Origin of the sequence: Mesorhizobium sp. M7A.F.Ca.US.006.01.1.1 (assembly GCF_003997935.1) — a bacterium.
Lineage (GTDB): Bacteria > Pseudomonadota > Alphaproteobacteria > Rhizobiales > Rhizobiaceae > Mesorhizobium.
Map to the genome: position 1 here is coordinate 1 of NZ_RZQL01000203.1, position 12,841 is coordinate 12,841.

Sequence of the window (12,841 nt, forward strand, 5' to 3'; positions counted from 1 at the left end):
CATCGGCACTCCCCCATCCCTTGACTCCAATCGCAATGCCGATAAGACATATCATATGAATAGTATGAAGAATAAGAAATCTTTCAGCACGGCGCGAACGTCGAGGATCGCGGTGGCGGTCTCCAGCGGCTCCACCGCTCTGCATGCGACTGTCGTCGAGCAGATCGGATTGCGCATCGTGCAAGGCGATTTCCTGCCCGGCGAGGCGCTGCCCAATGCCGACGATTCCAGCGAGATGCTGGGGGTCAGCCGCACGGTGCTGCGCGAGGCGATCAAGGTTCTGGCCGGCAAGGGGCTGGTCGAATCGCGGCCGAAGACCGGCACAAGAGTGCGTCCCCGCTCCGACTGGAATTTCCTCGATCCGGACGTCCTGTCATGGCGCTACGCCAGCGGCGTCAGCGCCGACGATGTCCGGGCGCTGTTCGAGCTGCGCCGGGCCATCGAGCCGATGTCGGCCGCACTCGCGGCCCAACGCGCAACGCCGGCGCAGATTGCCGAGATCAATGCCGCGCTGGCCGAAATGGAAGCGGTCGTCGACGACGGCGATCGTTTCGCCAAGCCCGACCTCCTGTTCCACCAGACCATCCTGCGCATGACCGGCAATGAACTGATCGGCTCGCTGGCGGCACTGGTCGAAACCGCACTGGTGATGAGCTTTCGCCTTTCCAACGACAATCCGGACGGGCAGCGCCATTCTTTGCCGCTGCATCGGGAAGTGGCTGAGAAGATTGCATCGGGCGACGCGGCCGGCGCGCAGAAGGCGCTGTTGGTGCTCATCGACAATGCCGAGGAAGACGTGCGCCGCAGCGTCGAAAACCGCAACAAGCGCCGCCAGGATCGGGAACAGACATCGTGACCGACACCAAACGCAAACTGCGGTCCGAGGCCTGGTTCGGCGGCGAAGGCAAAAACGCCTTCATGCATCGCAGCTGGATGAAGAACCAGGGCATCCCCGCCGACGCTTTCGACGGCCGCCCGGTGATCGGAATCTGCAACACCTGGTCGGAACTGACCCCATGCAATGCCCATCTGCGGGCGCTGGCCGATCACGTCAAACGCGGCGTCTATGAAGCCGGTGGCCTGCCGCTCGAATTCCCGGTGATGTCGCTGGGCGAGAGCAACATGCGCCCCACCGCCATGCTGTTTCGCAATCTGGTCAGCATGGATGTCGAAGAGTCTATCCGCGGCAATCCGATCGATGGCGTCATCCTGCTGGTCGGTTGCGACAAGACCACACCGGCGCTGCTGATGGGTGCCGCATCGTGCAATCTGCCGACCATCGCTGTTTCCGGCGGGCCGATGCTCAACGGCAAGTTCCGCGGACAGGATATCGGCTCGGGCACGCATGTCTGGAAATTCGCTGAGGAAGTGAAGGCCGGCCGGATGCCTGTCGCCGACTTCCTCGCCGCAGAGCAGGGCCAGAGCCGATCGGCGGGCAGCTGCATGACGATGGGCACGGCTTCGACCATGGCCAGCATGGTCGAAGCGCTCGGCATCGGCATGCCGGACAACGCCGCGATCCCCGCGGTGGATTCGCGCCGTGGCGTGCTCGCCCAGATGGCCGGACGCCAGATCGTCGATCTGGTCCGCAGGGACGTGACGATCGCGCAGATCCTTACCAAAGAGGCGTTCGAGAACGCCATTCGCGTCAATGGCGCGATCGGCGGCTCGACCAACGCGGTGCTGCATCTGATCGCCATCGCCAACCGGGTCGGCGTCGATCTCAGCCTGGACGACTGGGACCGCCTTGGTCGTGACGTTCCAACCATTGTCGACCTGATGCCGTCGGGCCGGTTCCTGATGGAAGATTTCTACTACGCCGGGGGGCTAGCTGCGGTCATGGCGTCGCTTGATGAAGTGGGGCTTCTTCATCGCGACGCCATGACCGTCAGCGCCAAGACGATCGGTGAACTGATCGACGGCGCGCCCAACTACAACAGCGAAGTGATCCGGCCGCTGAGCGAGCCGCTGACCAAGGAAGGCGGCATCTCGATCCTGCGCGGCAATCTGGCGCCTGACGGGGCGGTCATCAAGCCGTCGGCGGCAACGCCCGCGCTGATGCAGCATCGCGGCAAGGCGGTGGTGTTTGAGAACATCGAGCACTACTACGCGCGCATCGACGATCCGGAGCTGGATATCGACGCCTCCTCGGTGATGGTGCTGAAGAACTGCGGGCCGCGCGGTTATCCCGGAATGGCCGAGGTCGGCAACATGCCGCTGCCGGCGAAACTGCTGAAGCAAGGCGTCTCCGATATGGTGCGCATTTCGGACGCGCGCATGAGCGGCACGGCCTACGGCACCGTGGTTCTGCATGTGGCACCGGAAGCAGCCGCAGGTGGCGCGCTGGCGCTGGTGCGCGACGGCGACCTCATCGAGCTCGACGTCGCCGGCCGGCGGCTGGAGCTGTTGGTATCGGATGAGGAGCTCGCAATCCGCCGTCGTGACTGGAAGCCGCCGGCGTCGCCGGAAGGCGGCTATCAGAGCCTTTATGTCGAGCGCGTGCTGCAGGCCGACAAGGGCTGCGATTTCGACTTTCTCGTCGGTCGGCGCGATGCCGGCATTCCTCGGCATTCGCACTAGAGAGGCGCGCGATGACGGATGAAAACGGCTACGCGATCTATCCAAGCCTCAAGGGCCGCAGCGTCTTCATAACCGGCGGCGGCAGTGGCATCGGCGAAAGCCTGGTGCGCCATTTCTGCGCGCAAGGCAGCCGCGTCGCCTTCGTCGACATGGCCGAGGAACCTTCACGGCGTCTGGTCGACGCGGTTGCGGCCGAGGGACATGCCGCGCCGCTGTTCATTCCCTGCGACCTGCGCAACGTTGAAGAGTTGCAGGCGGCAACCCTGCAGGCGATGCAGCTCAACGGCCCTATCCAGGTCCTGTGCAACAATGCCGGCAATGACGACCGCCACCAGACCAAGGACGTGACGGTCGCCTACTGGGACGACCGCATGGCGGTCAATTTGCGCCAGCAATTCTTCGCGGCGCAGGCGGTGCGTCCGCAGATGAGCGCGCTGGGTGGCGGCTCGATCATCAATTTCGGCTCCATCACCTGGATGGTCGGCGATGCGGATTGCCCGGCCTATGTCACCGCGAAAGCAGCTGTTTATGGCATGACGCGGGCGCTGGCCCGCGAACTCGGCCCCGAACGCATCCGCGTCAACTGCATGGTGCCGGGATGGGTGATGACAGAGCGCCAGATGCGGCTGTGGCTGAACCCGGCCGGCGAACGCCAGATCGCGGAAAGGCAGTGCCTGCCCGACCGGCTGCAACCCTCCGATATCGCGCGCATGGCGCTGTTCCTCGCCGCCGACGACAGCCGCATGTGCACGAGCCAGCAGTTCATCGTCGATGCGGGGTGGGTATGACCCCTACGGCTCCAAGGGAAGAAGGTTAGTATTCATGCGTCTTGTTCAGTTCAGAATGGCCGACGGCAGCAGAGGGGTCGGCCGCGTCTCCGACGACGGCAATCACCTGCACGCGCTCGATAAGACCGGCAGCGTGCTGGAACTCGCCGAAGCGGCAATTGCCCAGGGCACGTCGATCGCAGCGCTGGTCGAGAAGCGAACCGGCACGGCGAAAATCGACTACGACCAACTGTTGCGCGATGGCCAGGTGCTCGCTCCGGTCGACCATCCGGAACCGGCGCGCTTCCTGGTCACCGGCACGGGCCTGACCCATACGGGAAGTGCCGCCGCACGCAACCAGATGCATGTCCTGACCCATGGCGACGGTGCCGACGAATCCGATTCCTTGAAAATCTTCCGCATGGGGCTGGAGGGCGGCAAGCCTGGCGCCGGCAAGATCGGCATCCAGCCGGAGTGGTTCTTCAAGGGTGTCGGCACCTGCGTTGTGCCGCCCGGCGCGCCGCTGCCGATGCCGGCATTCGCGAAAGCCGGTGCAGAGGAAGCCGAGATCGTGGGGCTTTACGTCAATGGGCCTGACGGCCGCCCCTATCGCATCGGCTATGCGCTCGGCAACGAATATTCAGACCACGTGACGGAGGGCGAGAACTACCTTTATCTCGCCCATTCCAAGCTTCGCTCCTGCTCGATCGGTCCGGAACTGCTGATCGGCGACCTGCCCGAAGAAGTGCGCGGCCATTCGCGCATCCTGCGCGACGGCACTGTCATCTGGGAGCAGGAGTTCCTGTCGGGTGAAGCGCACATGTCGCACTCGATCGCCAATCTCGAACACTTCCATTTCCGCTACCCGATGCACCGTAGGGCGGGCGACCTGCACGCCTATTTCTTCGGCGCCGCGGTGATGAGCTACGCCTCCGGCGTCAAGACGGCCTCCGGCGACGAGTATGAAATCCAGGCACAGACATTCGGCAAGCCACTGCGCAACCGGATGGTGTCGGTGCCGGACGAGGGACTGGTCGCTGTTACCCAGCTGTGACGGCGCAGGCCCGAAAATTACGGTCCACCAGAACGACAATGGGAGATTAAAAATGGGACTGAAGAAAGCGTTTCTGAAACTAGCAACAATCGGGCTCGGCATCGGCTTGATGACATCGGCGGCGCTCGCCGCGAACCTTCGGGTACTGGCCTGGGACGGCTACGCCGATGCCGACTGGGTCAAGGACTTCACCGCCGCAACCGGCATCGGCGTCGATGTCGTCTTCATCGGCAGCGACGACGAGATCTGGGCCAAGATCAAGGGCAGCGAAGGCCAGGACTTCGACGTCTTCGCCGTCAACACCGCCCAGTTGCAGCGCTACATCAAGGCCGACCTGGTGTCGCCGATCGACGTCACGAAGCTCGCCAACCAGAAAGAAGTGCTGCCGCGCTTCCGCGATCTGACGGCGGTCAGCGGCGTGACCAAAGACGGCAAGGTCTACGGCATTCCGTTCTGCTTCGACTCCATCGGCCTGATCTACGACACCGATAAGGTCAAGCCGGCGCCGACCTCGATGTCGGTTCTGTGGGACCCCGCCTACAAGGGCAAGGTGCTGGCCTATGACAATGGTGAGCACAATTTCTCGTTCACCGCACTGACGCTCGGCTACAAGGATCCGTTCAACCTCAACGAAGAGCAGATGGCGGCGGTCAAGGCCAAGCTGGTCGAACTCAAGCGCAACGTGCTGAGCTTCTACACCACCGCCGACGAGGCGCAGCAGATCTACCAGAACAATGACGTGGCCCTGATCTGGGCCAATTACGGCCAGCAGCAAGTCAAGGCGCTGCAAAAGATCGGCGCCCATGTCGCCTACGTCAATCCAAGCGAGGGCGCGCTTGCCTGGCTCGACAACTGGGTCATTTCCAAGGGTGTTCGTGACAATGCGGCAGCCGAGAAATGGATCGACTTCATGCTGAGCAAGAAGGTCGGCGGCGAGCTTTCCGAGCGCACCGGCTTCGGCAACACGGTGACGGAAACCGGCAGTGCCGGCGGCAACGACAAGCTGGTCTGGCTCAACAATGTCGAGGACCCGCTCAAGCGGTCGGACATGTGGAACGAGGTCAAGGCCACGCCCTGATCTTTCCGCACACTATCCTTCGAAGGACCCGGCGGTCCGGAGGTTCCGGACCGCCGAAGCGTATGCGAGAGTATTTCATGAACCAGAACACCGACCTCTTGACGCTGCGGTCCGTCTCGAAATCCTACGGCACGGTCCCCGTGCTGCACGACATCGACCTGTCGATCCGGGACGGTGAGTTCCTCACCGTTCTTGGACCATCCGGCTCCGGCAAGACCACGGTGCTGCGGCTGATCGGCGGGCTGGAACCGCTGACGTCGGGCGAGATCCGCCTGGATGGGCAAGACATCAGCCGCATGCCGATCAACCGGCGTCCGTTCAACACCGTGTTCCAGGACTATGCGCTGTTCCCGCACCTGACCGTTTCAGGCAATGTCGGCTACGGGCTTTCGGTTCGCCATATCCAGCGCAAGGAAATCGCGCGCCGTGTCGCGGAGGCGCTGGAGCTCGTCCAGCTTGGGCGTTTCGCCGACCGCTTTCCCGCGCAGCTCTCCGGCGGCCAGCGCCAGCGCGTCGCGCTTGCCCGTGCGCTGATCTGCCAGCCGCGCCTGATCCTGCTCGATGAGCCGCTGGCGGCGCTCGACCTCGAACTGCGCCGGCAGATGCAGGTGTTCCTGAAATCCATCCAGCGCGAAATCAAGACCACCTTCCTGTTCGTCACCCATGACCAGGAAGAAGCCATCGGCATGGCCGATCGGATCTGTGTCATGGAGGCCGGCCATATCCGCCAGCTCGGCACGCCGCACGACCTTTACTACAGACCGAATTGCGAGTTCGTTGCGCGTTTCTTCGGCGAGAACAATCTGGTGGCTGGGAAACTCGGACCGATCCAGGGCGAGCTGCGATCGATCGAGACGGCGCTCGGGCGCCTCATCTGTTCGATCAGCGACCAGCCGCATTTGAAGGCCGCAACGGATGGCGCCAGCGCTTACGCCACATTCAGACCAGAGGCCTTGCATCTTGCGGATGCAAAGGACACCGACAACCGTTTTTCCGGCACGATCTCCGACATGGCTTTTGGCGGCTCGTCGACCGTCGCCACCATCATGGCCGGCGCCGACAATGCCGCGCAACGCTTGCGACTGCGCGTGCCGAGCCGCGTCGACGGCAGCGCGCTCAAATCCGGCGAGGCTGTATCGCTTTCGTTTGCGCCGCATGAAGGTCATCTGGTGCTGGCATGAGCGAAGCCGGATCGACGCTGCCTGCGGAAAGACGGTTGTCGCTGCTGGTGACGGTGCTGGCGTTTGCCTTGCCGGTGGTCTTCGTCCTGGTGCCGCTGGCGATCTTCCTCGGCTACAGCTTCTTCAGCGTCGACCAGGGCACGATCGTCTACGGGCTATCACTGGGCAACTATATCAGGTTCTTCACCGATCCGGTCTTTCTGCCGGTGTTCTGGAACACCATCGTTCTGTGCGTCTCGGTGGCCATCATCTGCATCCTGCTTGCCTATCCCGCAGCCTACTTCCTGACGACGCTGAAAGGCCGCTGGCGCTATGCCTTGCTGATGCTGCTGCTGGTGCCGCTGCTGATGAGCTACGTCATCAAGATCTATGCGATCCGCAGCATCCTCGGGCTTAACGGTTTCCTCAACAAGGCACTGGTGGCGCTCGGTATCCTGCAGGAACCGTCGACGCTTTTCGTGTTCAACATGAACGCCATCCTTTTGACGCTGACCCTGCTCCTGATCCCCTTCGCCATACTGCCGATCTTCCTGTCGCTGGAGCGGATTCCGCAGGTGCTGCTGCGCGCATCCGACGATCTCGGCGCGAGCGGCTTGCAGACCTTCCTGCGCATCACCTTGCCGCTCAGCCTGCCCGGCGTCGCTTCGGCGGCGAGTTTCGTCTTCGTGCTGGCGATCGGCGATTTCCTGACGCCGCAGATGGTCGGCGGGATCAGCGGCTTCACCTTCGGCCGCATCCTCTACAGCCAGTTCGGCACGGCCTATAACTGGCCGTTCGGCGCGGCGCTGTCGGTGGCGCTGGCAATCGTGGTGATCGCCGCAATCCTCGTCGGCGAACGCTTTGGCCGCAACCGGGGGATTTCGGTATGAGCGCCCTGCCCCGACTGTCCACGATCTTTCTGGCCGCGATCACGACACTGGTTGCGATCCTGCTCTACAGCCCGCTGTTCGTGCCGATTGTGTCGTCGTTCTTCACCATTTCGCATGGCTCCGTCGACTGGTCGTCGCCGACCCTGTCGACCTATGTGGCGCTGGCTGAAAACCACGACATACTGGTCGCTCTGCGCACCACGCTGATCGTCGGCGTCTGCACCGTCATCCTGTCGGTGGTCAGCGGAACGCTGCTGGCGCTCTATTATCATGGGCGCCGTTCCGGACGCTCGGTGCTGCAGTTCATCATCTTCCTGCCGTTCCTGATGCCGCCGATCATCAGCGGCCTGGCGCTGCTGATCTTCTTCCGCGAAATCGGCCTCGAACGCTCGCTGCTGACGGTCGTCATCGGGCATACGGTTTTCGTGCTGGCGATCGTCTACCGCACGGTGCTGATGCGGCTGCAGTCGATGAGCCGCACGCTGGTCGAAGCGTCCTACGATCTCGGTGCCACGGGCTGGCAGACGTTCTGGCGTATCATCCTGCCGAACCTGTCGAGCGCGATGGTCGGCGGCGCCATCCTGGCCTTCGCGCTGTCGTTCGACGAGACGATGATCACTATCCTGGTCACCGGCACGCAAAGTACGCTCCCGGTCAGGCTGTGGGCAATGATGCGACTTGGCTTCTCACCTGACATCAATGCGCTGGTAGCGCTGATCCTGATGTTCACCGTGCTGCTCTGCGTGCTCGCCGCCCGTTTTCTCATCCCCAGGCAGGTCGCGACGGAACGGACCTGAGTGTCGGGCAAGAGCGCAGCAATGAAGCAGCCATAGTCTTGGTCCGGCATCGATGCTGACTCAATCGATGCCGGACAAAACGGAATGATGCTTACTGAAGCTTGGCTTGCAAGGCGTTGACATCGTCGGTGGTCATTTCACCGTCGGTTGCCACCTTGCCGTCGACGATCTTCCACAGCCGGAATGGGCCGGTGATGTCGCCATATTTGTCGAAGGCGACCGGACCGATGACGCCTTCATAGCGGATCGGCTTGCCGTCCTTGATCAGGCCGAGCGCCTTGGCGAACTCTTCCTTGCCGGCAAAGATCGGCGTGCCGGCCGGATCGACGGCCTTGTACATCGCGTCCTTGATCTTGGCCGGATCCTCCGAACCGGCAATGGCGATGGCCAAACCAACGATGGCGCCGGCGTCATAGGAACGGTCGGCCGCCGGATTGGTCGGTTCGATGCCGGAGAATTCCTTGTAGTTCTTGGTGAAGTACTCTGTCGAAGCGGTCGGGCTGGTGCCGGAAGAGGTGCCGTAGGCTTCCTTCAGATAATCGGCGCCGACCGACTCGATGAAATCAGGGCTGTTCATGCCGTCATTGAGGAGGAATTTCTGCACGCCGCCCTGCGAGATCCAGGTACGGGCGACCGTTGCGCCGTCGACCGGCGTGCTGACGAGGTAGAGACTGTCCGGTTCGCCGGCCATTGCCGCCGTGACTTCCGAGGCATAGCTCGACTGCTTTTCATTGTAAGGCGTGTCGGAGACGATGGTGCCGCCGAGCGCTTTGTAGGCCCGCGAGAATTCGGCCACCATGTTGACGCCGAAATCGTTGTTGACGTGGATGATCGACAGCTTCTTGAAACCCTTGTCGATGGCGTATTTGGCGGCGGCAACGCCCTGCAGCGCATCCGAGGTGATGGTGCGGAAGAAGATGCCGTTGGTCTTGCCGTCGCGGCCGAGCGCAGTCAGCGTCGGCGATGACGAAGCCGGCGAGACCTGGACGATCTTGGCCGGTGCTGTGACCGAGGTCAGGATCGGGATCGACACCGAGGAGATGATGCCGCCGATGATGACCGGCACCTTCTTGACCTGAACCAGCTGGGTGGCGGCGTCGACGGCGATATTGCCCTGGCTCTGGCTGTCGCGCGTGTCGGTGGCGAGATCGCAGCCGCGCACGCCGCCGGCGGCGTTGATGTCACGGAAAGCCATCTCGACCGACTTGGCGCCGGCCTGGCCGTATTCGCCGGCCGGGCCGGTCAGCTCCATGACGAGGCCGACGGTGATCTTGCAATCTGCGGCTTGCGCGGCACCTGCCATCGTGACGAGGGCCAGTGCTGTGGTGAGTTGGAATATCATCTTTGTCATTGTTGTTCCCCTTTCGTTACTCGACTGTATTGAATTCTGGAGCCTATTCAGCGTTCCGGCACCTGCAGCCAGGTCTCATGCAGATGTCGCCATTCGACGCCGTTGGGCGCCGATGAACTGGTGGTGAAGACGGCACTGGACTGGCGGCGGCTGTGCTTGCCTGCGCGCAGCTGCGCTTCGACATAAAGGACGACGATGGTATCGGCGTTCTGCCAGCCGGGCCGGATGTCCTCGATCGAAATGGCAAAACCGTCGTCGCAAGAGGCCCGGCTTGAGCGGACATGGTCGACGACCGCTTCCCGATCGAGGACCTGCCCGTCCGGTGCCACCATGCTGAGATCCTTGCCCATGGCGCGTTCGAAGCGGCCGAAATCCACTGTGTTGGCGCGCGCGCCGACGAACCAGTCGACGAAGAAGCGATGCAGGTCGATGATTTCGGCGCTGGCGCGTGAAAACAGGGAGGGCTCGCTGCTCATTTCTTCCCCGCATTGAGGTTGTAGTGCATGATCGAACCGTGGCGGCCGTGGCGGTCGCGCTCCAGCGTGTAGACATCGCCCTCGACGCCAGGACTTCGCGCGATGATGGCAGCAATCCGCGCCCGATCCTCGGCGTCAAGCGCGACATCCATGATTTTGGCATTGGCCAGTGCATGCGCCTGGTTGCGGGCACCGACAATCACGGCCGCCACTTGCGGCTGCTGCAGCACCCAGGCACTTGCGATGGTGGCGATGTCGACGCCGTGGCGGTCGCCAACGGCCTTCAGCGCCTGAAGCAGGTGCTGGAACAGCTCCCAGCCACCGAAATCATCGATGATCAGTTTGTATTTGACCAGCGAACGGTTTTCGAGCGGCGTGGCGGGCTCGGCCGCACCGAGCCATCTGTCGCTGAGGAAGCCGCCGGCGACGGAGCCGTAGCAGAGGAAGCTGACGCCGTTCTGTTTTGCGAGTGCCGCCAGGCTGTTACCCGGTCGCTGGTCGAGCACGGAATATTGCAGTTGCTGGCTGACCAGCGGGATGCCGGCGGCGAGGATTTCGGCCAGCCGCGGCGTATCGAAATTGGTGGTGCCGAGATTGCGCACCTTGCCTTCCAGCCGAAGCTCGTCGAGCCAGCCCATCGCCTCGACATAGCGAGGCTGGTCATAGTCCCACCAGTGGAACTGAACGAGATCGAGCCGCTCGCTCTTCAGCCGCCGCAGCGACTGGTCGACGATGCCCCTGATGTAGTCGCGGCTGATGCTGGCCAGCCGTTCGAGGTCGGGCACCAGCTTGGTGTGCACCTTCATCCTGGCCGCAACGTCGAGACCGCGCTCGCTGGCCAGCCGCAGGCGCGCGGCACCGATCAACTCCTCGACGCCGGTGTAGATGTCGGCGCAATCATAGGTCCAGATGCCGGCATCGAAGGTGGCGATCAGGTCGGCCACCGCCTGGCTGCGGTCGATGGCGCCGTGGCCGCCGGCCAGCTGCCAGCCGCCGCGGATGACGCGCGAGATGGTATAGCCAGAGCCGAGTTCGAAGGTCTTGGCACTCATCTCAACTCATCCTCTTTCGGCAGCGGCACGGCCGTGGTTTCGGCGTGGCTGAACCGCCGCTTGGCCACCCTGACGATCCGCAGCCGGCTGGCGCAATTGGGATCGGGACAAGCGATCTCGGCGTCCGATGTCATCCAGTCGTTCGGATGGGTCGGGCGCTGCTTGGCCGCCAGCAGCGGCAACACGGCGGCGAGCGAATAGATTGAAAAACCCTGCCCTGCCGGCATCGACAGCATCTCGCCCTTGAGCTCGAAATAGTCGCCGGCCTTGGCGCCGCAATAGATTGGTTCTCCCTCGGGGATGACCGCCTCGACGCGAAGATCGAACAGCTCGAAACTGTCGTCGGCCATGTCAGGCCCCCACCAGGCTGAAGGTGACGTCGCAGGCGCCGTTGCGCCGGATGACACCGCAAGCGGCGGCGAACCGATCGCGCTCTTCGGCACGCACCTGCGCCACCACGCTGCCGGCCAGCCAGCCGATCGGGAACAGGAGCCGCGCGCCCTGTCCGTAATAGAGGCCGATGTCGAAAATCGCATTGGGATTGCCGCCCCACATGCGTGGCGGCACATAGGACAGCACGATATCGCCCGGCTGCGGGTTCAGCGTCGCGTTCTCCGCCGGCAACGGTTTTGCATAGGCCTGGCCCTCGAGGTCGGCCGATGGAACCGGACAGGAGATTTCTGGTCCCGTCCACATCGCATGGATACCCGGAACCACGCGTGGCGTGCCGAGATAGGCCGAGAGGAAGGCTACGTTTTCCGGCGCCTTCTCGGGCAGCAGCAGCGCGGTGACGGAAAGCTGCGAGCGCGGCTCGGTGATCTTGATCGCGGTCATGTCTGGTCTTTCGCGGCGGCAACCTGCAGCTTGCTGCGCAGGAAGGTGAAGGGTCGGCTGATGTCGGCGACCAGCGACTCGCGCGCCGCCTGCGCATCCTGCGTGGACAGCGCCGTGACGATGCGGCGGTGATACTGGGCGGTGTCGACCTCGCCGGCTTCCGAGAAGGCGTAGATGGCGACACGAATGCAGGGGCCTGACTGCAGCCACAGGCTCTCGATCATCGGGATCAGCACCGCCGAGCCGCAGGAGCGGTAGATCTCGAAGTGAAAGCTCTGGTTGAGCGTCACTTCGCGATCGACGTCCTTCTTGTGTTTCAGCGCCCGCATCTCGTCCCATTCGGCCAGAATGGTTTCGATGGTGGCGATCTGGCGCGGGCCCATGCGGGCGGCTGCAAGCGCAATGGCCTCACCCTCGATCAGGATGCGGGCGCGCAAGAGATCGTCGAGACGTTCCAGCGTGATCGGCGGTACGCGCACCGAACGGTTGGGCAGCGCCTCCAGCGCCTTTTCCGTGATCAGCCGGCCGAGCGCCTCGCGCACCGGCATGGTCGAGGTGACCAAGGCGTCAGCCAGGCCACGGATGGTCAGCACCTGGCTCGGCTCGAACAGGCCGCCGATCAGGGCGCGACGCAATTCGGAATAGACGCGGTCCTGCACCGTTTCGCGGCCTACCGGCGCCAGTTGGGCGGCGATTGCCTCGTTGTTCTTCTCGATGGCAGCCTTTTGCATGGAATTCCGTTCTTGGCCGGTTTTCGGCTTGCAGATGAAATTAAAGCCGAATACCGTGATCAAAGCAAGTG

14 protein-coding genes are annotated in these 12,841 nt (G+C 63.2%); 8 read left to right on the forward strand and 6 right to left on the reverse strand.

The features are described from left to right. Positions 1-64 precede the first annotated feature (64 nt). The 8 genes from EN943_RS27695 (at position 65) to EN943_RS27730 (ending at position 8,326) form a co-directional block, all read left to right on the forward strand. Entirely contained in the window at positions 65-856 is a 792-nt protein-coding gene (locus EN943_RS27695; protein ID WP_164778410.1) for a FadR/GntR family transcriptional regulator, read from the forward strand. Further along, the gene (locus EN943_RS27700; RefSeq protein WP_127415428.1) at positions 853-2,580 is read left to right on the forward strand and encodes an IlvD/Edd family dehydratase; all 1,728 of its coding nucleotides are present in this window, start codon (positions 853-855) and stop codon (positions 2,578-2,580) included. The genes EN943_RS27695 and EN943_RS27700 overlap by 4 nt, the downstream gene beginning before the upstream one ends. A gap of 11 nt (positions 2,581-2,591) precedes the next feature. Beyond that, complete coding sequence (locus EN943_RS27705) at positions 2,592-3,368, forward strand: SDR family oxidoreductase (RefSeq protein WP_127415429.1); 777 nt, start codon at positions 2,592-2,594, stop codon at positions 3,366-3,368. A gap of 34 nt (positions 3,369-3,402) precedes the next feature. After that, the gene (gene araD1 / locus EN943_RS27710; RefSeq protein WP_127415430.1) at positions 3,403-4,401 is read left to right on the forward strand and encodes an AraD1 family protein; all 999 of its coding nucleotides are present in this window, start codon (positions 3,403-3,405) and stop codon (positions 4,399-4,401) included. Positions 4,402-4,453: 52 nt separating this feature from the next. After that, on the forward strand, positions 4,454-5,479 hold the full coding sequence (locus tag EN943_RS27715; RefSeq protein ID WP_027036137.1) for an ABC transporter substrate-binding protein: 1,026 nt from the start codon (positions 4,454-4,456) through the stop codon (positions 5,477-5,479). 77 nt (positions 5,480-5,556) lie between these two features. Further along, on the forward strand, positions 5,557-6,660 hold the full coding sequence (locus EN943_RS27720) for an ABC transporter ATP-binding protein (RefSeq protein WP_127415431.1): 1,104 nt from the start codon (positions 5,557-5,559) through the stop codon (positions 6,658-6,660). Continuing rightward, entirely contained in the window at positions 6,657-7,529 is an 873-nt protein-coding gene (locus tag EN943_RS27725) for an ABC transporter permease (RefSeq protein ID WP_127415432.1), read from the forward strand. The genes EN943_RS27720 and EN943_RS27725 overlap by 4 nt, the downstream gene beginning before the upstream one ends. Continuing rightward, positions 7,526-8,326, forward strand: a complete 801-nt coding sequence (locus tag EN943_RS27730) for an ABC transporter permease (RefSeq protein WP_127415433.1) — start codon at positions 7,526-7,528, stop codon at positions 8,324-8,326. The genes EN943_RS27725 and EN943_RS27730 overlap by 4 nt, the downstream gene beginning before the upstream one ends. 91 nt (positions 8,327-8,417) lie before the next feature. Here EN943_RS27730 and EN943_RS27735 read toward each other — a convergent pair whose 3' ends face one another. Genes EN943_RS27735 through EN943_RS27760 form a run of 6 tightly spaced genes read right to left on the reverse strand, consistent with a single transcriptional unit; the run spans position 8,418 to position 12,770 of the window. After that, the gene (locus tag EN943_RS27735) at positions 8,418-9,677 is read right to left on the reverse strand and encodes an ABC transporter substrate-binding protein (protein WP_127415434.1); all 1,260 of its coding nucleotides are present in this window, start codon (positions 9,675-9,677) and stop codon (positions 8,418-8,420) included. 47 nt (positions 9,678-9,724) lie between these two features. Next, positions 9,725-10,153, reverse strand: a complete 429-nt coding sequence (locus EN943_RS27740; RefSeq protein ID WP_127415435.1) for a hypothetical protein — start codon at positions 10,151-10,153, stop codon at positions 9,725-9,727. Further along, positions 10,150-11,205, reverse strand: a complete 1,056-nt coding sequence (locus EN943_RS27745) for an aldo/keto reductase (RefSeq protein ID WP_127415436.1) — start codon at positions 11,203-11,205, stop codon at positions 10,150-10,152. Before EN943_RS27745 ends, EN943_RS27740 begins: the two co-directional genes overlap by 4 nt. Next, the gene (locus tag EN943_RS27750) at positions 11,202-11,555 is read right to left on the reverse strand and encodes a TIGR04076 family protein (RefSeq protein WP_127415437.1); all 354 of its coding nucleotides are present in this window, start codon (positions 11,553-11,555) and stop codon (positions 11,202-11,204) included. The genes EN943_RS27745 and EN943_RS27750 overlap by 4 nt, the downstream gene beginning before the upstream one ends. Position 11,556: 1 nt before the next feature. Beyond that, positions 11,557-12,039 carry a DUF3830 family protein gene (locus EN943_RS27755; protein WP_127415438.1) on the reverse strand — a complete coding sequence of 161 codons (483 nt, stop codon included), beginning with the start codon at positions 12,037-12,039 and terminating at the stop codon, positions 11,557-11,559. Next, positions 12,036-12,770: a GntR family transcriptional regulator gene (locus EN943_RS27760; RefSeq protein WP_127415439.1), complete on the reverse strand. Its 735-nt coding sequence runs from the start codon at positions 12,768-12,770 to the stop codon at positions 12,036-12,038. The genes EN943_RS27755 and EN943_RS27760 overlap by 4 nt, the downstream gene beginning before the upstream one ends. Between the last annotated feature and the right edge of the window lie 71 nt (positions 12,771-12,841).

Excerpts from the sequence above, each read along its gene's own strand:
- EN943_RS27695 (WP_164778410.1), top strand. The coding sequence starts at position 65 with ATGAAGAATAAGAAATCTTTCAGCACGGCGCGAACGTCGAGGATCGCG.
- EN943_RS27705 (WP_127415429.1), top strand. The coding sequence starts at position 2,592 with ATGACGGATGAAAACGGCTACGCGATCTATCCAAGCCTCAAGGGCCGC.
- araD1 (WP_127415430.1), top strand. The coding sequence starts at position 3,403 with ATGCGTCTTGTTCAGTTCAGAATGGCCGACGGCAGCAGAGGGGTCGGC.
- EN943_RS27715 (WP_027036137.1), top strand. The coding sequence starts at position 4,454 with ATGGGACTGAAGAAAGCGTTTCTGAAACTAGCAACAATCGGGCTCGGC.
- EN943_RS27720 (WP_127415431.1), top strand. The coding sequence starts at position 5,557 with ATGAACCAGAACACCGACCTCTTGACGCTGCGGTCCGTCTCGAAATCC.
- EN943_RS27725 (WP_127415432.1), top strand. The coding sequence starts at position 6,657 with ATGAGCGAAGCCGGATCGACGCTGCCTGCGGAAAGACGGTTGTCGCTG.
- EN943_RS27730 (WP_127415433.1), top strand. The coding sequence starts at position 7,526 with ATGAGCGCCCTGCCCCGACTGTCCACGATCTTTCTGGCCGCGATCACG.
- EN943_RS27735 (WP_127415434.1), bottom strand. The coding sequence starts at position 9,677 with ATGACAAAGATGATATTCCAACTCACCACAGCACTGGCCCTCGTCACG.
- EN943_RS27740 (WP_127415435.1), bottom strand. The coding sequence starts at position 10,153 with ATGAGCAGCGAGCCCTCCCTGTTTTCACGCGCCAGCGCCGAAATCATC.
- EN943_RS27745 (WP_127415436.1), bottom strand. The coding sequence starts at position 11,205 with ATGAGTGCCAAGACCTTCGAACTCGGCTCTGGCTATACCATCTCGCGC.
- EN943_RS27750 (WP_127415437.1), bottom strand. The coding sequence starts at position 11,555 with ATGGCCGACGACAGTTTCGAGCTGTTCGATCTTCGCGTCGAGGCGGTC.
- EN943_RS27755 (WP_127415438.1), bottom strand. The coding sequence starts at position 12,039 with ATGACCGCGATCAAGATCACCGAGCCGCGCTCGCAGCTTTCCGTCACC.
- EN943_RS27760 (WP_127415439.1), bottom strand. The coding sequence starts at position 12,770 with ATGCAAAAGGCTGCCATCGAGAAGAACAACGAGGCAATCGCCGCCCAA.